The organism is Hymenobacter mucosus (genome assembly GCF_900188255.1).
In the GTDB taxonomy this organism is placed as follows: Bacteria; Bacteroidota; Bacteroidia; order Cytophagales; family Hymenobacteraceae; genus Hymenobacter; species Hymenobacter mucosus.
The window spans coordinates 435,116-455,727 of record NZ_FZNS01000001.1 but is presented as its reverse complement, the minus strand read 5'-3'; the positions used below and the strand labels follow the sequence as shown (position 1 = coordinate 455,727).

Sequence of the window (20,612 nt, the reverse complement as noted above, 5' to 3'; positions counted from 1 at the left end):
GGCACAACTGATAAAGCTCGTTTCATGACGCCCAGCGCCTATGTGCCGGGTACCATCTCACATTCCCCATCCATGCAACAATACAGCATCCTCTGGGCCGACGACGAAATCGACCTCCTGAAACCACACATTCTCTTCCTCAAAGACAAAGGCTACGACGTGACGGGCGTTAACTCTGGCGCCGATGCTATTGAGCAGATTCAGGAGCAGACGTACGACATCGTGTTTCTGGATGAAAATATGCCCGGCCTTACGGGCCTCGAAACCCTCACCGAAATCAAAACCATCCGGCCTACCGTGCCTGTGGTCATGATTACCAAGAGCGAGGAAGAGCACATCATGGAGGAAGCCATCGGCTCTAAAATTGCCGACTACCTCATCAAGCCCGTTAACCCCAACCAGATTTTGTTGGCGGTGAAGAAGGTGCTGGACAACAAGCGCCTCGTGTCCGAAAAAACCAATTCCGGCTACCAGCGCGACTTCCGCCAACTGGGCATGCAACTCTCCGACCGCCTTACGGCTTCGGAGTGGGCTGAAGTGTATAAAAAGTTGGTGTACTGGGAGCTGGAAATCAACGAGACGGAAGGCAAGAGCATGGCCGACGTCTTCAACATGCAGAAAGACGAAGCCAATACCTACTTCGGCCGCTTCATTACGGAGAACTACGAGGACTGGGTAAACGGCGACGAAGAGGCCCCGCTAATGTCGCACCAGCTGTTTAAGGAGCGAGTGTTTCCGATGCTGAAAGACACCGGCGACACGCCCGTTTACTTCGTGCTCATCGACAACCTGCGCTACGACCAGTGGAAGGTACTGGAGCCTATCATTGCTGAGTTGTTTACTGTAGACTCCGAGGAGACTTACTACAGTATTCTGCCGACTACTACTGCCTACGCCCGCAACGCCATCTTCTCGGGCATGATGCCCGGCGACATTCAGAAAAAGTACCCCAACCTGTGGGTATGGGATGACGACGATGAAGGCAAAAACCTGCACGAGGCCGAGTTCATGGAAATCATGTTCCAGAAAGCCGGGCAGAAAGCCAAGTACAGCTACAATAAGGTAACCAACCTACAAGCGGGTAAAGACCTGCTGGGCAAAATGGCCAACTTGCACAATAACTTCAAGTTGAACGTCATTGTCTACAACTTTGTGGACATGCTCTCCCACGCCCGCACCGACATGGCCATGATTCGGGAACTGGCCGCCGATGAGTCGGCGTACCGTAGCATCACCCGTTCCTGGTTCCTGCACTCCCCGCTGTATGAAATGTTGCAGCAGATTGCCGAGCGCAAGGGCAAGCTTATCATCACCACCGACCACGGCACAATTCGGGTGAAGCGCCCGTACAAAATTGTGGGCGACCGGAATACAAACACGAACCTGCGCTATAAGCACGGCAAAAACTTGGGCTTCGACGATTCGCGCGACGTGTTTACGGTGCGTAAGCCGGAGCGGGTATTCCTACCCCGCGAGAACGTGAGCACCGCTTACGTCTTTACTGTGGGCGACTACTTCTTCGCCTACCCCAACAATTACAACTACTACGTGAACTACTACAAGGACACGTTCCAGCACGGCGGCATTTCGCTGGAGGAATGCATTATTCCTTACGTAGTGCTGAGCCCGAAAGGGTAGTAGCCAAAACGTAGCTTCGCACGAAAAAGGCTGGTCAACTGACCAGCCTTTTTTGTTGTGGTTGACGTAAAGAACCGCGCACGCAACTCATGGATACCTATTCTGTTAGAGGCCGAGTGAATGCCCTCAAGGGCCCGGGAAACACACAAACTTGGCTGTTAGAAAGACAAACGTCATACAACGTGCCGAATCATATACAGTGAGGCCGTAGCAACGGCCGCCCAGAGCAGCATACCTAGTAGGTAGGGGCGGATTCCCACCGCTTTTATCACTGTGGCTGATAAGCCTGTTCCTATGCAGAAAAGCGTTACGGTAAGCCCTTCCTTGGCTAGAGCAACGAGTAGGGGCCCGAACGAGTGAACCTCCCGTACAAACGTATTGAGCAACATAGCTCCCACGAATCCAACGATGAAGTAAGGAACCTGTATCTTCACTCCCCGTTGCCGAAAAAGTACGGCGGTGCCCAGCGCTACTGGTACAATCCAGAGGGCACGGGCTAGCTTCACGGTGGTGGCTACTTCGAGGGCCTGGTGGCCGTAGGCCGTAGCGGCACCCACCACCGAGGAGGTATCATGAATGGCAATGGCGCACCACAAGCCAAATTGTGTTTGTGTTAGTTGCAGGGCGTAGCCAATAGGCGGGAAAATGAACAAGGCAATGGCATTGAGCACGAACACCGTGCCTAGCGCCGCCGACATTTCCGTGTCCTGGGCGCGCAAAACTGGCCCCACGGCCGCAATAGCCGAACCGCCGCAGATGGCAGTGCCGCAGGAAATTAAGTGCACGACTGTGCGCCCCAGACCCAGCCACTTACCTACACCATAGCCCAGCACCAGCGTGCCGAATATGGAGGCAAGCGTGAAGAGCAGCCCTTCTTTACCGGCCGCTACCGCCGAATGCGCGTTCATACCGAAGCCCAGTCCCACTACTGAAAACTGCAACAGCCGCTGCGTAAGACGGCGGGTGTAGTTGCTGAACGGGTTGCCTACCGTTTGAGCCAATACCAACCCAAGGGCCAGAGCCAGGGGCGGCGAAACCCACGGGGTAAGGCAGAAGCCCAGCAAGACAAAGAACACAGCCTGCCGGAGCGTAATGGGGTAGCCAAATACAGAATGAGCAGTGTAAAAACACTGTAGAAAACCGTTAGCAGGCAGTTTTTCCTGAGAAGCTTGAAGCTTGGTAGAACTCACGATGGGCGAATGAAATAGGGTGCCCAAAAGTACACCTGCGCCCATCGTCCAGATAACCAATAATTGTTATCTGCTATTACCAGAAGTTATGCGGTTAGGGTGATTACCCGGCCTGTCAGTTCGTTGGGCCAGGATTTTTGACTCATCTATTCAATAGCACCTAGACCAGCCAGCAGTTTTACCTAAGTGTGCGGTATTGATGCTTGGCGTACTGTAAGAAACGGTCGGCCGCTCCCGATAAAGGCTCTCCTTGCAGCCAAACTGCCTCAAACTGCCGAGTCAGAATTAGCTCCGGAACGGGCACGATTTCCAGCAGACCCGCCGCTACTTCTTTTTGCAAGGCTTGCCGCGACACAAATCCTACGGCTTCGGGTGCTACCTCCAGGTAGGTTTTAATAGCCTCCGTACTGTTAAAGTAAAACGATACCTCTAGGTCGCTTAGTTTGAGCTGGTGGGCGCGCAGAGCATGCTCAAGAACTTCTAGCGTGCCCGAGCCTCGCTCGCGCAACACCAGTGGGTGGCGCAGCACGTCAGCTAATGGCATGGGCGCGGGGGTACCTGTCCGGGCTTGGCGCACTACTACTAGCTCATCCTCTAGTAGTAACTCGTAGTGTAAGTCGCGGCTTTTGCTGCGCCCTTCCACAAAACCCAGGTCCAACTGTCCGCGCAGCAGCGCTTCTGCCACCTGTTCGGAGTTGCCGTTGAGTAAGGTCAACGTAACGTGGGAGTAGCGGGCCTGAAAGCCAGGAAGCAGCCGCGGAATGATGTACTGGGCTAGGGTCGTGCTGGCTCCCAGGCGTAGGCGTCCACCACCATCGTTGCGTAAGCCGTGCAGGGTTTCGCTTAATTGCTGGTCTAGAGTTGCTACTGCGTCGGCGTGGGTGAGAAGAGCTTGGCCGGCGGGGGTAAGGCTGATGCGGTTACCACGGCGCTCAAACAGGCGTTGCTCATAGGTGCGCTCCAACTCCCGGACGTGTTTGGTAACGGCAGGCTGCGTGATAAAAAGCTCCTGGGCCGCCTTGGTAAAGCTCGAGTGCCGGGCTACAGACTGAAACACGCGTAAACGATAATCGGGCATGGGTGCAAGGTACACTACCGCCCGAATAAGAAGTTGGTGGCGCGAAGGATGCTTTGGGTGGTAACCGCAGCAAGCTATGCCTGTGCTCAACTATGCAGCCGGGTTGATAGTGGTACAGTTGCCCGCAGGGTTTTAGTAGCGGGTAGGCTAATTTGCGCGGCGTTTCTCTTCCTCGGCGCCCCCGGTTCGGCGGGCAGGAGCTACTTTGTCGTTGCCGAAGCGGTAGGAAAACGCCAGCGTAACAATGCGTACGTCGCCGCGCTGATAGAAGCGTTCCACATAGTTATTGTACGAGGAAATTGCCCGAACCTTGTTGGTATACAGAATATCGGTAGCGTTGAGCTTGAGCGTGCCCTTTTGATTCCACACCAGTTTCTGAATTCCTAAGGCAAGCTGTCCGTTGGGCCGCACATCCAAGAAGCCGTATTGCTCCCGCGACTGATAACTGCCGTTTAGCTCGGCGCTCCAGCCTTTCCCAAATGTGAAAGTGCTGTTACTAGTCAGTGTGAAGGCCAAGCGCCCCCGGTTCAGGGCCGTACCGGCTAGGTTGCCGGTGAAGCGGTTGTAGTAAAATACGCCATTGTTGTACACCGTCCACCACTTTGCAAGCTCCACGGGAGCTGTCAGCGTAAGGGCGTAGTAGTGCTGCTGGCCTAGGTTTACGGTGGTGGCCACAACAGTGCTATCCGTTTCGGGCTGCACCACACCAATGAGTGGGTTGCGAGTAACGCTATAGCTTACGCCAGTGGAAAACTTCTGCTTGAAAGTGTGGGTCAGCTCTACGTTGTAGCTGGTTTGTGGGCGTAAACCGGGGTTGCCCGCTTCAAACGTGGTAGGATCTACGATGATGCGAAAAGGGTTTAGCTGCTGATACGAAGGCCGGTCGATGCGCCGACTCAACGATACTGCTACCTCGTGCTGATCATTGAAGGTTTGCTTTAGGGCGGCGCTGGGGAATAGCTGGGCGTAACGACGGATAAAGCGTGCATCGCCTACTACCTGATGGCCCGTAGCACGGGTTTGTTCACCTCGCAGGCCAGCTTGCAGGTTTAGCTTGCCTAGAGTCTGGTTGAAATTCACGTAAGCCGCCGTAATCCGCTCGTCGTACATAAATCGGTTCGACTGGTTGACATCTACAGTGCGCACGCCGTTTTCGGTGTTCTCAAACTGCACATCGTTGTCGGAATTCACACGGCTGGCCTTGGCCCCAACTTCCAGGCGTGCCTGTCTTGCCAGTGGCTGCACGTAGTCCGCCTTCACCGATTGAATGGCAAGGTCGCCGTTCTGGTTGCTGTAAAGCAACGTAGTAGGCCGTCCCGATAATAGGTACGTAGTCGTGAGGTCCTGGAGGCGCTGCGTGCCGTAATGGGCGTAGTCGACGTCGGCCGTTAGCTCGCGGGTGCCGTTGGAGTCGGGGGCAAATGTATGACGCACATTGAGGTTAGCAGTGGCGTTGGGCGAGCGGAAACTGCGGTTTACCTGGGCCGTGTACTGGTCATCTAATGCTCCGGTCGCGTCGTACAGGGTAGTCCTATTCGTGCCAGGTAGCCGAGGGTTTCGCGCCGCCAAACCACTCACTACGGCTCCTACCACCGTGTGGTCGGTAAGAGTATAATCCACTCCGGCCTTCCAACCGTGCGAGCGAGTAGTGGGATAGAGGCGGTTTACTTGGTCGCTGCTACCCACAAATACTCGCTCAGCACCCTCTGTTCGGTAAAAGTCCCGGTGGATATCCAGCTTGCCTAAGCCACCGCGGTTGGCATAGGAATAACTGCCAAATAAGTTAAGCTTGTCGTGGCGATGATTCATCGACAGGCTTCCATTGAACTTGTTGTAATAGCCGCGGCCGTAGCTGGCATTGACGGTGCCGTTGGTGCCCTGGCGCTGGTCTTTCTTGAGGTTGATGGCAATGATGCCGGCCCCGCCCTGGGCGTCGTACTTCGCAGGCGGGTTAGTGATCAGCTCAATGTTCTTAACCTGATCGGCAGGTAGGGCGCGCAGATAGTCGGCTAGTTCGGTACCCGTCATGGGCTGGCGCTTGCCATCTATCAGCACCAGCAGGCCCTGTTTACCACGGAGAGCTACGTTATCGTTGCCATCTATCGTTACCCCAGGGGCGCGGCTGAGCACGTCTAGCGTGGTGTTGCCAGCCGCTAGCGTGCTATTTTCCACGTTCACTATGGTGCGGTCAGCTTCACGTTGGTAAATGGGCTTCTGCCCCACTACGGTCACTTCTTTCAGGGCCGTAGCACCGCTAGGAGCTAGCTTTAGAGCGGGGAGCGACGTGCTGCTGCTAATTTCCAGTGGCCCGGCCCAAGTCCGTGCAAATCCCAGTTGAGAGGCTGAAACCAGGTAGCGCCCGGCGGGTAGCGCCTCAAACCTAAAGGCGCCAGTTGCGTCGCTAAACTCAGTTTTAACTACTGCAGAATCGGCGGCCCGGTGCACGATGATGGTAGCGAATTCAATGGGTTTGCCAGTGCTTTCCTGCACGGCTCCGGTTAGGCTAGCAGTGCTTTGGGCCCAGGCAGGAGCTATAAAAAGCAGGCATAAGAACATAGCGGGCCACCGGAATAGCCCATTGATGAGGGTTTCCATACGCAAGAGCAAGTAAGAAGTGGGGAATACGATGCCGTCGGAGGCGGGTGGCCAGCCCGCTCCCGAATGGAGAGAGTAAGTACGAATGTGTTCGTAGACAAACATACGAAGAGTTTCGTATATTCAAAACCTACTACGTATAAACTTTACTAACTCTAGTTTTCTCGTGCTCCTGCGTAATTCAGGCAGGTGGGAGGCAGTTCTGGTAAATGCGTTCAAGCAGGTCGCGTACCAAGCGTATATCCGCCTCCGAGAGGCCTTCCAAGGCAATGCTGCGGTTTTGAAGTACGACGGGTTGCACGGCATCCAGCGTCTGCTGCCCCAGCAACGACACCCGCAGGCGGGTGCGCCGCCCATCGTGGGGTAGAGGCTCTGCCGTTAGCAGCCTTTGATCCAGCAGCAACCGGATTATGCGGGCCACCGAGGCTTGATCCTTGAAGACACGGTCGCCAATGTCGCTTTGGGTCAGGTCATCGTTTTCCTGAATTACCCGCAGCACCAGCCACTGGTCAATGGTAATGGCAATACCCGCCCGGTCAATGTTGGCCTGCGCCAGCTTGCGGTACTGGCGAATGGCCTTGTCCAGAGAATAGAAGATAATGCTGGAAAGCATGAAAGATGATATAGCACAGAGGTGTATGATGTATCATTGAAGTTGCTGGGGCAGTAAAAGAGCGGTTACTTCAAGAATACTCTACTATTACCTTCCATAGTGGAAGACACTCTTCAAAGCGTTTTTAGGCAAAACGCATCTCCTGACTTGCCTACCAGCAGGGCAGTACTATGGCACTACTGCACTGAGGAAGCCCGGCGTTTCTCGTCCTCGGCAGCACCAGAGCGTTTGCGAGCCGCCGCAACTTTTTCGTTGCCGAAGCGGTAGGTGTACGCCACCGTAGCAAAGCGTGAATCCTGTGCAGTGCGGAAGGTTTCCCGCAGAGATGCGTAGGTAGACGTTGCCCGCAGCGGAGTGGTATAGAAGATATCTGCTACGTTGAGGCGAAGCGTAGCATGGGAGCCCACTGCTTTCTGTACGCCCGCACTAGCCTGCCCAAACGACCGAACCCGCTGGAAGGCATACCACTCGGGGGTGTGGTAGTTGCCGTTCAGGTCGGCGCTCCAGCCCTTACCCAGCGTAAAGCTGGCGTTGGAGGTGAAGATGGCGCCGGGGCGTCCTTGCGGCGGAGTGCTACCATCAGCTAAAGTGCCCTCGAAGTAGATGTAAAACACCTCGGCGTTGGTGTACAGCTTGCACCACTTGGCGAGTTCAAACGGGGCCGTGAGGGTAGCCGCGTAGTAATGCTGCGTGCGAAGATTGACGTCCGTAGCTGCTACAATGCCCTCCATGTCCAGCAGAGATACGTTCAGAATAGGCCGGTTGGTGCGGGTATAGCTCACGCCAGTCACGAACTTCTGCTTTAAGGTATGCGTCAGCTCCGCTACGTAGCTGGTTTGGGGGTACAAGGTAGGGTTGCCGGTGCGGTAGGAGGTAGCGTCTATGTAGGAGCGGAAGGGGTTCAGCTGGTTATACGTGGGGCGGTCGAGGCGGCGGCTGAACGAGAAGGCCAATGCCTGCTGCTCGCTTAAGGTCCGGGTGAGGCTTATGTTCGGGAATAGCTGGAAATACTGCCGTTTGAAGCGCTGGTTGCCTACTTGCTGCTGCCCGGTAGTAGTGGTATTTTCTCCCCGTAGACCCGCTGTGATAGTAAGGTTCGGGCGGGTGCGTGTTAGGCTGAAATAGCCGGCCGCAATAGTTTCCTTGTAATGAAACTGGTTGGTTTTGTTGACGTCGATAGTGGTTTCCCCGTCCACTGTATTCTCAAATAGCACGTCATTATCCGACGTCACCTGGCTCGCCTTAAGGCCAGCATCCAATCGCAAACTGTGGGGGAGGGGTCGCACAAAGTCCGCGCGCGCCGACCCAATAGTCAAGCGGCCTTCCTGGTCTCCCGTCAGCAAGATGGGCGTGCGCGCCGGCAGCTCGAAAATGCTTAGCAACTGTAGGGTTCGGGTGGTGGGGTAGCGGGCATAGTCAACATCGGCCGATAGCTCGGGCGTGCCGCTAGAGTCGGCCGGGAGCGAATGGCGCACCGATATGCTGGCGGTCTGGTTGGGAGTGCGCAGCACCCGGTAGTTTTGAGACGCAAAACGAGTGCTAAGAATGCCTTGGGCATCAAATACCTGTGTGGTACTTGGGCCATTAAACGGGTAGCGGCTATCTAACCCGCTAACGACTAGACCTACCTGCGTGCGCGCCGATACGTTATAATCCAGGCCGGCCCGCCAGGTGTGGGACTGCAAGTGGGTGCGGCTGTCGTTGTTTTGGATGCTGGTTCTCGCTACCGCATTGTCTTGGTAGAATGTGCGGTAAAAATCAAGCTCCTGAAAGCCTTGCCGGTCGGCGTAGGCATAGGTTCCAAACACGTTGAGGCCCTTGTGGCGATGGTTGAGGCTTAGGCCCGAGGTAAACTTGCCATATCGTCCGCGGCCGTAGCTGGCATTGACGGTGCCGTTGGTACCCTGGCGCTGGTCTTTCTTAAGGTTGATGGCAATGATGCCGGCCCCGCCCTGGGCGTCGTACTTGGCGGGCGGGTTAGTGATCAGCTCGATATTGTGGACTTGCTCGGCGGGTAAGGAACGTAGGTAGTTGACCAATTCGGTACCCGTCATGGGCTGGCGCTTGCCATCAATCAGCACCAGCAGGCCCGACTTTCCCCGCAGGCTCAGGTTATCGTTGGCGTCTATAGTGAGCCCAGGGGCCCGGTTCAAAACATCCAAAGTGGTATTGCCTGCACTAAGCGGGGTATCTTCCACATTCACCACGGTGCGGTCGGCGAGGCGCTCGAACTGGGCTTTTGTCCCGGTTACTGTTACGCCGCCTAGAGCGGTAGCGGCGCTGGGCATTAGTTGAAGAACGGGGAGTACTAGGCCTGCCGCCGATAAATCAAAGGGCCCTGACCACGCCCGGCCATATCCCAACTGCGCGCCCGATAACAGGTAGCGGCCTGGCGCTGCCATGATCTGGTACGCGCCCGAGGCATCACTAAATTCCGTTTTGACCGCCACCGAATCGGTGGCACGGTGTAGCGTAATGGTGACGTATTCCAAGGCCGGGCCCGTCCCTGCGCGCACACTTCCCTGTACAGCCGCGGGCTGGGTTTGAGCATAAACCACGAAGGAAATCAGCGTGGCACTAACTGTTAGTAAAAACCGACTTGCAGGGCCGGGCACTGGTAAAGACATATTCACGATGAGTTAGAAGACAGCAACATCGTGCAGTAGGCGGTTGTGGAGCAAACGGCCTCGTAGAGCGCGTCAGTGAGCAGTTCGGTAGCCCGAAAGATAAAAAGATTAGCGTAGGGCCTAATATATTTTCTGAAATGATTGGGGGGTACTATTACAGCAAAGGCCCTGAGCTCGAAACAGAACCAATATTTCTGCTTCAAGCCCAGGGCCTTTGTTAAACCCCGACGGTAAGAAGGGACTATACTAGTGCGCTTAGTGCAGCACGTAGGCGTGGTAGAGCAGCCTCAATAGACTCCAGCGACGCCCCGCCTACCGACATGCGGAACCACGGTGCGGTACCGTCTGTGCCGAATGCGCTGAACGGAACCAGCGCCAAACGGGCCTCGCTAATGAGGTAGGAGGTCAGCTCTTTGGTGGTGCTCAGGACCTGACCCGCTGGAGTGGTTTTGCCCAGCACATCCAGTTTGGCCGTGAGGTAGATGGCGCCCATTGGAATCATAGAATCCACAGGGAGGCCATCGGCTCTCATGGTTTGCAGGCCTTCATGCAAGGTTTGCAGGCTGGCTTGTACCTTCTCCTTGAACGCCCCTAGAAAACTGTCAACCTCAGTCGTCTCGGGCAGGTACTTGGCCGTGGCCACTTGCTCGGCCTTGGGTGCCCAGGCACCTACGTGGCCCAAAATGGCCTTCATCTTGTCGATAACGGTAGCCGGCCCGAACGCATAACCTACCCGGACGCCGGTAGCGGCCAAGCACTTGGAAATGCCATCAATGTAAATGGTGTACTCGCGTAGCTCGGGCCGTAGGTTCACCGGGTCGTAGTGCTCGGTAGCGCCGAAGGTGAGCAGCCAGTAAATCTGGTCGTACAGCAGGTAGAGAGGCTTTTCGCCCGGCTGCCGACGCCTGTTCTCCGCCAGTACCAAGTCGCAGATGGCCTCTAGGCCTTCTTTGCTGAAAACAGTGCCTGTAGGATTGAGCGGGGAGCACAAAGCCAGCAGCGTAGCGCCCGCCAAGTGGGGAGCTACCTCCTCAGCAGTAGGCATGAAGTTGTTTTCCGGCCGCGTTTCCACCATCACAGCCTCGGCTGAGGAAAGGTGGCAGTAGTGGTTGTTGTTCCAGCTTGGCACCGGAAATACCACTTTGTCGCCGGGGTCTACCAGCGCGAGGTAGGTAGCGTAGATGAGCGGGCGCGAGCCACCAGCTACCAAGTAGTCGTTGGCCGAATACTCCAGGCCCAGCCGTTCTTTGGTAAAAGCCGCCGCAGCATCGCGCAACGAAGCCATACCGTTAGCGGGTGGGTAGTTGGTATGCCCGGCCTCGTAGGCCCGGGTGATTTCCGTTTGCAACCCGGCGGGAATGGGGAAAATAGACGGGTCGAAGTCGCCAATGGTGAGGTTGCAGATCTGCTCCCCCTTGCGAATCATATCGTTGACTTCGTTGCCGATTTTGATGATTTCGGAGCCAATGAGGCTACCGGCCATTCGGGAAACTTGCATGGTTGGTGTTGATTAGCGTCGGTCAAAGATAGAGGACTCGCGCAAGTGTGAGTTCAGGCCTACGTTAGAACTCGCCAAAACAGCTAACCAGCTGGTAGGTGGTTTGTGCGCCGGAGCTTGGCTAGAAGTGGGATAGTAGACGCAGCAGACGTTGCGTTACAGTAGGGAACCAAGGCTATTTGCGCTTGAAAGCAGGCAACCCGCGTATATCTGGCGCAGAATAGCCAAATTTGTAGTTCTAGAGCCAACCAGTGAAGTCCGGCTCTAGGTTATCACATGGCTGTTCAAACTGTTCTCATACCTGCGCTGGCAGCCTTGCCAGAAGCCGCTGTCCAAGTTCGCGCCGCTATTCAGGGGCACTCCATCATTTGCTTTGAAGGCGAAATGGGGGCTGGCAAAACCACGTTCATTAAAGCGCTATGCCAGAGCCTGGGCGTCGCGGATGAGGTGAGCAGCCCCACCTTTAGCCTCGTCAACGAATACCGCGACGCCCAGAACCAGCCAATTTACCATTTCGACTTCTACCGCCTCAATGACCCGCGTGAAGCAGAAGGCATTGGCGCGTTGGAGTACTTCGATTCTGGCTATCTTTGCCTAATAGAGTGGCCCAGCCGCATTGAAACCCTGCTCCCGCCAGAGCGGCTGCTCATCACTCTCCACGCCACCGGACCCTCATCGAGGGAGCTAACAATTAGTAATTAATGCTGAACAATTTGACGGCCAGAAGCTTACCAATGCAGCCGGCCGTGGTTCATGCTTGATTCCGACGTGTTACGTAATAATTGACAATAGAATGCCCGAAGCAGTACCCCCCGGATTCGAGTCGCTGGCTACGAGCCGCGCCTACTTCACCCAGGAATCCATGCTGGCCGTGGAAACGCGCAAGCGCAAGCTGTACATCGGGCTGCCCCGCGAAACTTCCTTGCAGGAAAACCGGCTCTGCCTAACGCCGGAGGCCGTAAAGCACCTAGTAGAAGGCGGGCACGAAATTCTTATGGAAAGCGGCGCCGGTGAGCCCAGCAAGTACTCCGACCACAATTACTCGGAGGCTGGCGCTACCATTGCCTACTCGCAGAAGGAGGTGTACCAAGCCGATATCATCCTGAAGGTAGCGCCGCCTACCTACGATGAGATTGAGTTTATGCGGGCCGGGCAGACCCTGATTTCGGCCCTGCAGTTTGGCTCTCTCACGAGTGAGTACATCACGGCGCTGACACGCAAAAAAATCAATGCCATCAGCTTTGAGCTGATTAAAGACCCGTCGGGTGCGCGGCCGGTGGTGCGGGCCATGTCGGAAATTGCTGGCTCTACCGTTATGCTGATTGCGGCCGAGTACTTAGCCCGCTCTAACGAGGGTAAAGGCATTATCCTGGGAGGAATTACGGGCGTGCCGCCGTCGCAAGTGGTTATTTTGGGTGCGGGCACCGTGGCCGAGTATGCTGCCCGCGCCGCTACGGGCCTCGGGGCCGAAGTAAAGGTGTTTGACAACCACCTCTACAAGCTGCGCCGTCTCAAGATGAACCTGTGCACCCCGCAGCTCTATACCAGCACCCTCGATACCTATGCGCTCAGCCAGCAAATTCGACGCGCAGACGTGGTAATTGGGGCCCTGAATGCCGAGGAAGGCCGGATTCCCTTTATGGTGTCGGAGGAGGTGGTGTCGCAGATGGCGCCTGGCTCCGTAATTATCGACGTCAGTATTGACCAGGGTGGCTGCTTTGAAACCAGCGAAATGACCAGCCATAGCAAGCCGGTATTCCGCAAGTACGACGTGATTCACTACTGCGTGCCCAATATTGCGTCGCGGGTGCCCCGTACTGCCACCAATGCGCTGAGCAACATTTTTACGCCCATTTTGCAGGAAATCAGCCAGCACGGCGGTATCAATGAAGTGCTGTTTACTAATGAGCATTTCCGCTCGGGCGTGTACGTATACAAAGGGTCTCTCACTAACGCCAGCATTGCCAAGAAATTCAACATGCGCTACAAAGAACTAGCGCTGATGATTGCCGTGCGGAATTAGTCGTGGTTTCCCCAACAAACAGGTTGCCCTGCCGAATCTCTACCGATAGACAGCTCTCCGGTGAGATATGGCAGGGCAATTGTGTGATGTAGCCGTTAGAGCTACGAGCAGATTCAAGAACAGGAAAAAGGTAGCGCAGGTGGCTATAGCTGCTTGCGCACTTAGTAGGGGCTATAGCGCATCGGCCAGCAGTAGCACCTTCCAAGAATCTAGCAGCCGGCCTTCCTCCAGCAACTGCTTGCCCAGCCGCATTAGCGCCCGGTGCTGCTCCGGAGTGCCAGCGGTTTTGTTGAGCGTGTAGGCTATCAAGGGCTCCTTCCTGAAAGCTTGCGCTTCTTCGGGAGTGGGTATAGCGTGCTGCTCAATATTGGCTAGCCGGCCCAGGTTGTTACCCGTCAGAATATCAGAGGTGCGGATATGTTCGGGCAGCTGGTCAATACCAATACCCAGGTTGCGGTTGGGCTTGGGTACCTCAAACAGGCTGGCGCCCGAGGCCCGGGTGTACCAGTCGCCGCCGAGGCGCGCAATAGCATCAAGCTGCTGCGGGTCGATGCCCACGCCCGAGGGAAGGATGATGTCTTCGCGGAAGTGAGCCAGCACTACCCGGCAAATCACTAGGTTGCCGGCCCCGTTGTTGGTGCCCAACTCAAGTACTTGCTCCACCACGCACTCAAAGGCAGCCGGGGCTTCCAGCACGCGCGGCGGGCGTACTTGCTCACTAGCCACCGCCGTGAAGCCCGCCTTCGTAAACTCGTTGATGCCCTTGGCGTACTCCGTGCTGGCCAGTGACATCTGCTCTACCATGGCGTAGTCGCAGATATGGATAACACATTCTGCCACCTCGCGCACGTTGTCCAGGGTATGCTTGCGGGAGTTGTCGCGCACGCGGTTGGCGGGCGAGAACACCAGTATGGGTGGGTTGGACCCAAAGCAGTTAAAGAAGCTGAAGGGGCTGAGGTTTACGCTGCCTTCGGCATCCTGGGTACTTACAAAAGCTACGGGCCGGGGAGCTACGGCCCCCACCATGAAGGCGTGCCAGTCGCTGGCTTTCAAGTCGGAAGGAACGACGCGGCGGAATGGGGTAGGGACGGACATGCAGGGGTGGGATAGGCGAAGAGAAAGAAAGTAGATGCCGAGGCAACCAAAAGTAGTGCTCTACTATCTTGGGACCATATATCCCTATTGTTTTCCAATGGTGCGTCTCCTCTTCCTAGCGCTACTACTACCTTTATTCAGCTCAGCACAAACGGCCGATACCGTCCGCTTACGTCGCGACCTGCTAGCTCTTACTACCACCCCCGAGCCGCGCAATTACCTTCACGAAGCTAGCCTTAACCAGGCAGCTGCCTATATCAAGGCGCAGTTAGGGGCTGCCGGCGCCCAACCTACAGAGCAGCCTTATACAGTCAATGGCCGCACGTACCGCAATATCCTTGGTAGCTTCGGCCCTGCAGGTGGCCCGCGCGTTGTTGTGGGAGCGCACTACGATGTATGCGGGGAGCAGCCTGGCGCCGATGATAATGGTAGCGGAGTGGCGGCCCTACTGGAGCTGGCGCGCCTGCTGGGCCAGCAAAAACAATTGCTTTGTCGTATTGATGTAGTAGCCTACACCCTGGAGGAACCGCCCTTTTTTCGCACTCAGCAGATGGGCAGCTACGTGCACGCCCAGTCCCTGCACGCGGCCGCAGTGCCCGTGCGCGGTATGATAGCCTTGGAAATGCTGGGCTACTACGATGACCGAAAGGGCACCCAAGACTACCCCTTGGGGCCGTTGAAATTGCTGTTCGGCAGCCGCGGCAACTACGTGACGGTAGCGCAGAAATTCGGCAATGGCCGCTTTGGGCGCCAGTTTGCCCGGCGCTACCAAGCCGCGGCTACCCTGCCCGTAAAGCGGTTTAAAGCGCCGGCTTGGCTGCCAGGCATCGACTTCTCGGATCATCTCAATTACTGGCATTTTGGCTACCCCGCCCTGCTGCTCACCGATACGGCTTTCTACCGCAATAAAAGCTACCACGAGCCTACTGACACCCTAGCCCGGTTGGATATGCGCCGGTTGGGGCTGGCGGTTGATGCCGTTCTGACTACTCTCTGCGCCCTGTAATTGCCGCGCTTTGCCAACTCAACGGGCTGAGGGGCGTACATTCAGGGGAGTGCCTTTGCATGCATTCAAGGCATTCCTGATGAAGAAAAAACTCCTGCTACTCTGTTGCTGCGCGCTGACGTCTAGCGCGTACAGTCAAACCCCTCGCCTCACTGACCGCAATACTCTTGGCTGGTTTGTGTATTCCGGAGACCACCGAGTAACGGAAAAATGGGCCGTGCACACAGAGTACCAGTGGCGGCGCATGAACTGGGTGCGGGCTCCCCAGCAGCAGTTGGCCCGCCTAGGCGTAGTGCACACCCTGTCGCAACGGGTGGAGGCTTCAGGTGGCTACACGTACTTCCAAACCCACCGCTACGGCGAATACCCCACCGTACCCAACCGGCCCGAGCCTGAGCACCGCCTGTACGAAGACATTTCCTTGGCCGATAAACTTGGCCGGGTAAGTCTTACCCACCGCATTCGGCTGGAGCAGCGCTGGCTAGGTACCCGGGCGCGAGAAGGGCAGGGCCGCGTGCAGGAGTGGGCCTACCAGAACCGCATCCGCTACCAGTTGTCGGGGCAGTATCCATTGAAGGGCGCGGCAGTTGATGACGGGGAGTGGTATGTAAATGCCTTCGATGAGCTATTTATGGGGTTTGGCCGCAATGTGGGCAACAATGTCTTTAACCAGAACCGCCTATCGGGAGGGCTCGGCTACCAGTTCACCAGCAACGCAAAAGTGGAGTTGAACTACCTCTTCCAAATCAGCCAGCACGCTACCCCCGAACCGGCTTCCCAGCGGCCCGTGTTTGAAATCAACAATGGATTTCGGCTGAACGTACTCTACGATCTAGACCTTACCCATGGCAAAGCTCTGTAGCGTACTTGCGCAGTAAGCAAGCGTGCAAGGGGAGAGCATGACGCTCAGATGACGGGGCTTTTCGGCAGGGTAGGCGCTGGGTATCGGGTGCAAACTATAGCCTTAGCAACATAACTGTCCGTAGGCGCAATCCAAGGCAGTGGGGTAGTCGTATATACAGGCTTAAGCAAAAAGCGCGAGGTGAAGATGTTGCTTTGGCAGCCAGTGCAAAGTCCGTAGCGGAATCCAAATTGGGAGTAATACTTGCTAAAATAATATATCTTTACTAAATAGCTATAGCTTAATAAGTAACCACTCACTCACATACTATGTCTCAACTTCACTGCCCCAAATGCGAATCGACAGAAGCTACCAAAAGCGGCATTGTGGGCGGTAGGCAGCGGTACAAGTGCAAGAACTGTGGGTATCACTTCTCCGTTGCTAAGGCCGGTAAGGAAATTAACTCCTACTATGTGATAAAAGCTCTGCAACTGTTTGTGGAGGGAGTAAGCTACCGTGAGATTGAGCGCCTACTCGGCGTCAGCCATGTCTCAGTGATGAACTGGGTAAAGAAATATGGCGTGAAGGCGCCCCGGCAGACGGAATATCATCCTACGTATAAGATACTGAACCAGAAGGAGCTTACTGATTTTTTTCTAAAGCCGGAAAATCTAAAAGAAGCTGGTCTCATCGTCACGGAGTTGGGCGACAAGTACATGATGATACGCTGGGAACGGTTCCGGCAAGGGTAAAGCTATAGTAGTTAGCGAAACTATAGCGTTTGTGCGGCTTCTGCGTTGGGATTTTCCTACTTGGGATCAGCAGTTCGGTACTCTTCAGTACCAACTAGCAGACCCGACCCACCCCAACCCAACCCTCACCAAACTCTATGCGAACAACTCGCTATGCATTGGCAATGAGCGCGCTGCTGACAGCAGCCGGTGCTACGGCCCAGGTGCAACCTCCACCCGCTGGCCAACAGCCTGCTCCGCCGCCTGCCGCACCTGCTCCGCCACCCGCCCCACCTGCGCCCGCCAAGTCGGCGCCCTACGGTGCGGGGATGAAGGTGAACCTCTCGCCCGATGGCTCTAAGTATCTGCGTTTCATGACCTGGCACCAGGTATATACGCGCTACACTGAAAACAATACGGGGACGCTACGGGCCCCCAATAAACCGCAGAGAGGACAGATTGACTTTGGGTTGCGCCGCTCGCGCATGGTTTTGCTGGCCCAACTAAATCCTCGCTTTCTGATTTATACCCACTTAGGTATCAACAACCAAAATGCTGTGAGTGGGGGGGTAGCGCCCACCACGGACGGCAAGAAGCCACAGTTCTTCATTCACGAGGCTGTGACGGAGTATAAAGTAAACAAGTACCTGAGCTTAGGCGGGGGCTTGCACTATTTCAATGGCATTTCGCGCCTCACTAGTGCTAGTACGACCAGCATCCTAACCATGGACTTGCCGCTGACTAACTTCCCTACCATTGAGCAGAGCGACCAGTTTGCGCGCTGGCTGGGGGTGTATGCGAAGGGCCGCGTAGGTAAGTTGGATTACCGCTTTTCCGTGAGCGACGCATTCCTGACCAACCAGACCAGCACGCCGCTCAGCCTGGGCGTAAATAGCGGCGCAGGTAGTAGCACCATCAACACGGGCACTGGTATAGCAGCGTATAATCCGCAGAACACTAGCCACGTGTACCAAGGTTACGTGAGCTACAACTTCTTGGAGCCCGAAGCCAACCTGCTACCATACTATACGGGTACCTACTTGGGTACCAAGCGGGTATTTGCAGTAGGCGCCGGCTTCCTTTACAACAAGGACGCTATGTATTCGCGGCCTACGTCTAGCGTGGTGTCGGTTAGTGCGTTTCCCACTACCGCCGACCAGTTTGCGGGTATTGCTACCCAGAAGCACAGCATGAAGATGTTTGGCGTAGACGCGTTCTACGACGTGCCACTCGATACGGCTTCTCGCACGGCCCTAACGCTGTACGGAGTATATTACAACTACAATATGGGCCCGAATCATGTGCGCTTCGTGGGCCCCGAAAACCCTGGCTACGGCACCTCAGCTACCCGCGGCAATGCCGTACCGCAGTCGGGCACGGGAGGCTCTTTCTACGGGCAGGCCGGTTTCCTGCTGCCGCAAAAGATTTTCGGACCTAAGGCTCGCCTGCAGCCCTATGTGGCCTACCTGCACAGCAGCTATGAGGGCCTGCATACCAGCGGGGGCGAAACAAAAGGGGTAAACGTGTATGACGCCGGGGTCAACGTGCTCATCGACGGCCACAATGCAAAAGTAACCCTGAACTACCGTGCCCGCCCCGACTACTCTGGCTTCAATGCCACCACCGGAGTAGTAAATAGCGTGGACTACAAGCCCGAAATCACGCTGCAAACGCAGATTTTCTTGTAAGCTTCAGAGAGAGCTACCGCTACTGCCAGCCTGCTAACCCGGTAGCTCCCTTTCGTTCCCCTTTATTCCACTACACCAAAATCCCACCACGCATGCACCAGAACCTACCCCAGCGCGACGCCTACGCCGGTGCCGCGCCCATGGGCGGCGCCCCGTCGGTCGACGACGCCGTGTCCCACGACAACAACACCGTTTCGACCAGCAAGATTTGGCAGGTGATTACCGCCTCCTCGGTGGGCACCGTAATTGAGTGGTACGACTTTTACATCTTTGGCTCCCTGGCTACCATTATTGGTCCTGTGCTATTTGGGCATCAGGGTAAGCTGGAAGATTCCCTTTTGGGTGCGCTGGCTGTGTTTGGGGCCGGGTTTGTGGTGCGGCCGTTTGGCGCGCTGTTCTTTGGCCGCCTCGGCGACATGATTGGCCGCAAGTACACCTTCCTCGTGACGCTGCTCATCATGGGCGGTGCTACCTTCGTAACGGGCCTCATTCCCGGCTACGATAGTATTGGCATTGCGGCGCCGCTCATTGTAGTAGTGCTTCGCCTGCTGCAAGGATTGGCGCTGGGGGGGGAGTATGGCGGAGCCGCTACCTACGTGGCCGAACACGCCCCCGATAGCAAACGGGGCTACTTCACCAGCTACATCCAAATTACGGCTACTGGCGGGTTGATCCTGAGTATTTCCGTGATTGTCCTGACCCGCAAGATCATGGGCGAGGAAGCCTTCAAGGAGTGGGGCTGGCGCATTCCGTTCCTGCTCTCGGGTCTGTTGGTAATTGCTTCGTACTACATCCGCCGCAAGCTGCATGAGTCGCCTCTGTTTGCTAAGGCCAAGGCAACGGGCACTACCAGCACCAACCCCCTGCGCGACTCGTTCATGAACCCCGTAAACCGCCGCCTGGTGCTTATTGCCCTGTTCGGTGCTACCATGGGGCAGGGTGTAATCTTCTACACCAGCCAGTTTCAGGCTTATTCATTCATGAATAATACCTTGAAGATGGACCTAGTTGACTCCAGCACTATTCTGGTGGTTGCCATGCTGCTGGCTACGCCCCTGTTCGTTTACTTTGGTGGCCTCTCCGACCGCATTGGCCGTAAGCGCATCATCATGACGGGTATGATTTGCGGTGCCTTGTTTACCATCCCATTGTTCCACGGTCTGAAAGCATTTGCTGGCCCCCTCACGGAAATCACGCCCGCTACGGTAGACGCTGCTGGTAAAGCCGTTCCTGCCGTAATGAAGGCCCTGACGCCTAACATTCCCGCCATGATTGGCCTCACGTTTTGCTTAGTGCTCTTCGTGACTATGGTGTACGGTCCTATTGCTGCTTACTTGGTAGAAATGTTCCCAACCAAAGTTCGCTACACGTCTCTATCCGTTCCCTATCACATCGGCAACGGGGTATTTGGGGGCTTTGTGCCGCTGGTAGCCACTTGGATTGGGGTGTGGGCCACAACCCAGCCCGAAGGCACGTTTGCCAAAGAGTACAGCAGCCTCATTGGCCTGGCATACCCAACCATTGTGGCGCTGATTTGCTTCTTTATTGGCATTGCCTACATGCGTGACGTGCGCAATGTGCGCATCATGGACTGAGGCACTACCCGACGCGTTCTGTAACTGCAAAATCCGTCGGGCCCTTGGTTCGGCGGATTTTGTGCGAACAGTGCCTCGCTTTTCACGGATCCGGCCAACCCGTTAGAAGTTTATTCATCTGCTTTTACCGCCTTCTTATGCCTCCCATCTCCCCTCAGGAGCGGCCAGAGCAACGACGTGGCCAGCAACTGCTGTTTGTGGCGGTGCTGTTTGCGGTGCTGCTCAACTTTCCTCTGCTGGCTGTCTTTGACCACCACGGCCGGGTAGGGGGAATCCCGGTGCTGTACTTGTACGTGCTGCTCACGTGGGGGCTGCTGGTGTTGCTCACGGGCTGGCTAGTCCGGCGGGGCGATGATAAATAGCCAAAAAGCAACGGAACTGCCTTCGCCCAACT

16 protein-coding genes are annotated in these 20,612 nt (G+C 56.0%); 9 read left to right on the top strand and 7 right to left on the bottom strand.

Annotated elements, in window-relative coordinates; translation table 11 throughout:
- The first annotated feature begins 72 nt into the window (after positions 1-72).
- On the top strand, positions 73-1,638 hold the full coding sequence (gene porX / locus CHB83_RS01965; RefSeq protein ID WP_055562424.1) for a T9SS response regulator signal transducer PorX: 1,566 nt from the start codon (positions 73-75) through the stop codon (positions 1,636-1,638).
- Positions 1,639-1,811: 173 nt separating this feature from the next.
- Here the strand turns inward: porX and CHB83_RS01960 are convergent, their stop codons facing one another.
- From CHB83_RS01960 to CHB83_RS01935, 6 genes are all read right to left on the bottom strand, one after another.
- A complete protein-coding gene (locus CHB83_RS01960) occupies positions 1,812-2,828 on the bottom strand; it encodes a YeiH family protein (protein ID WP_245855252.1) in 1,017 nt (338 codons plus the stop codon).
- Between the two features lie 178 nt (positions 2,829-3,006).
- Positions 3,007-3,906, bottom strand: coding sequence for a LysR family transcriptional regulator (locus tag CHB83_RS01955; protein ID WP_089331485.1), 900 nt, complete (start codon positions 3,904-3,906; stop codon positions 3,007-3,009).
- A gap of 147 nt (positions 3,907-4,053) precedes the next feature.
- Positions 4,054-6,606, bottom strand: coding sequence for an outer membrane beta-barrel protein (locus CHB83_RS01950; protein ID WP_245855251.1), 2,553 nt, complete (start codon positions 6,604-6,606; stop codon positions 4,054-4,056).
- Between the two features lie 76 nt (positions 6,607-6,682).
- Positions 6,683-7,114 (bottom strand): MarR family winged helix-turn-helix transcriptional regulator, encoded by a 432-nt coding sequence (locus CHB83_RS01945; RefSeq protein WP_089331484.1) that lies wholly within the window; start codon positions 7,112-7,114, stop codon positions 6,683-6,685.
- A gap of 176 nt (positions 7,115-7,290) precedes the next feature.
- A complete protein-coding gene (locus CHB83_RS01940; protein ID WP_089331483.1) occupies positions 7,291-9,741 on the bottom strand; it encodes an outer membrane beta-barrel protein in 2,451 nt (816 codons plus the stop codon).
- A gap of 241 nt (positions 9,742-9,982) precedes the next feature.
- A complete protein-coding gene (locus CHB83_RS01935; RefSeq protein WP_089331482.1) occupies positions 9,983-11,239 on the bottom strand; it encodes a pyridoxal phosphate-dependent aminotransferase in 1,257 nt (418 codons plus the stop codon).
- Positions 11,240-11,515: 276 nt separating this feature from the next.
- On the opposite strand from CHB83_RS01935, the gene tsaE reads away from it, so the two are divergent.
- Positions 11,516-11,941, top strand: coding sequence for a tRNA (adenosine(37)-N6)-threonylcarbamoyltransferase complex ATPase subunit type 1 TsaE (tsaE, locus tag CHB83_RS01930; protein ID WP_045688094.1), 426 nt, complete (start codon positions 11,516-11,518; stop codon positions 11,939-11,941).
- Between the two features lie 91 nt (positions 11,942-12,032).
- The gene (locus CHB83_RS01925; protein ID WP_045688093.1) at positions 12,033-13,262 is read left to right on the top strand and encodes an alanine dehydrogenase; all 1,230 of its coding nucleotides are present in this window, start codon (positions 12,033-12,035) and stop codon (positions 13,260-13,262) included.
- A gap of 171 nt (positions 13,263-13,433) precedes the next feature.
- Here the strand turns inward: CHB83_RS01925 and CHB83_RS01920 are convergent, their stop codons facing one another.
- Complete coding sequence (locus CHB83_RS01920) at positions 13,434-14,357, bottom strand: flavin reductase family protein (RefSeq protein ID WP_089331481.1); 924 nt, start codon at positions 14,355-14,357, stop codon at positions 13,434-13,436.
- A gap of 97 nt (positions 14,358-14,454) precedes the next feature.
- Between CHB83_RS01920 and CHB83_RS01915 the strand changes: the two genes are divergently transcribed.
- From CHB83_RS01915 to CHB83_RS01890, 6 genes are all read left to right on the top strand, one after another.
- Positions 14,455-15,363: a M28 family peptidase gene (locus tag CHB83_RS01915; RefSeq protein WP_089331480.1), complete on the top strand. Its 909-nt coding sequence runs from the start codon at positions 14,455-14,457 to the stop codon at positions 15,361-15,363.
- A 79-nt stretch (positions 15,364-15,442) separates the two neighbouring features.
- Complete coding sequence (locus tag CHB83_RS01910) at positions 15,443-16,225, top strand: DUF2490 domain-containing protein (protein WP_045688090.1); 783 nt, start codon at positions 15,443-15,445, stop codon at positions 16,223-16,225.
- A 308-nt stretch (positions 16,226-16,533) separates the two neighbouring features.
- Positions 16,534-16,956 carry an IS1/IS1595 family N-terminal zinc-binding domain-containing protein gene (locus tag CHB83_RS01905; protein WP_045688089.1) on the top strand — a complete coding sequence of 141 codons (423 nt, stop codon included), beginning with the start codon at positions 16,534-16,536 and terminating at the stop codon, positions 16,954-16,956.
- A 137-nt stretch (positions 16,957-17,093) separates the two neighbouring features.
- Positions 17,094-18,623: a hypothetical protein gene (locus CHB83_RS01900; RefSeq protein ID WP_245855250.1), complete on the top strand. Its 1,530-nt coding sequence runs from the start codon at positions 17,094-17,096 to the stop codon at positions 18,621-18,623.
- Between the two features lie 140 nt (positions 18,624-18,763).
- Entirely contained in the window at positions 18,764-20,218 is a 1,455-nt protein-coding gene (locus CHB83_RS01895; protein WP_045688104.1) for an MFS transporter, read from the top strand.
- A 137-nt stretch (positions 20,219-20,355) separates the two neighbouring features.
- Positions 20,356-20,580: a hypothetical protein gene (locus CHB83_RS01890; RefSeq protein WP_045688087.1), complete on the top strand. Its 225-nt coding sequence runs from the start codon at positions 20,356-20,358 to the stop codon at positions 20,578-20,580.
- Positions 20,581-20,612: the final 32 nt, after the last annotated feature.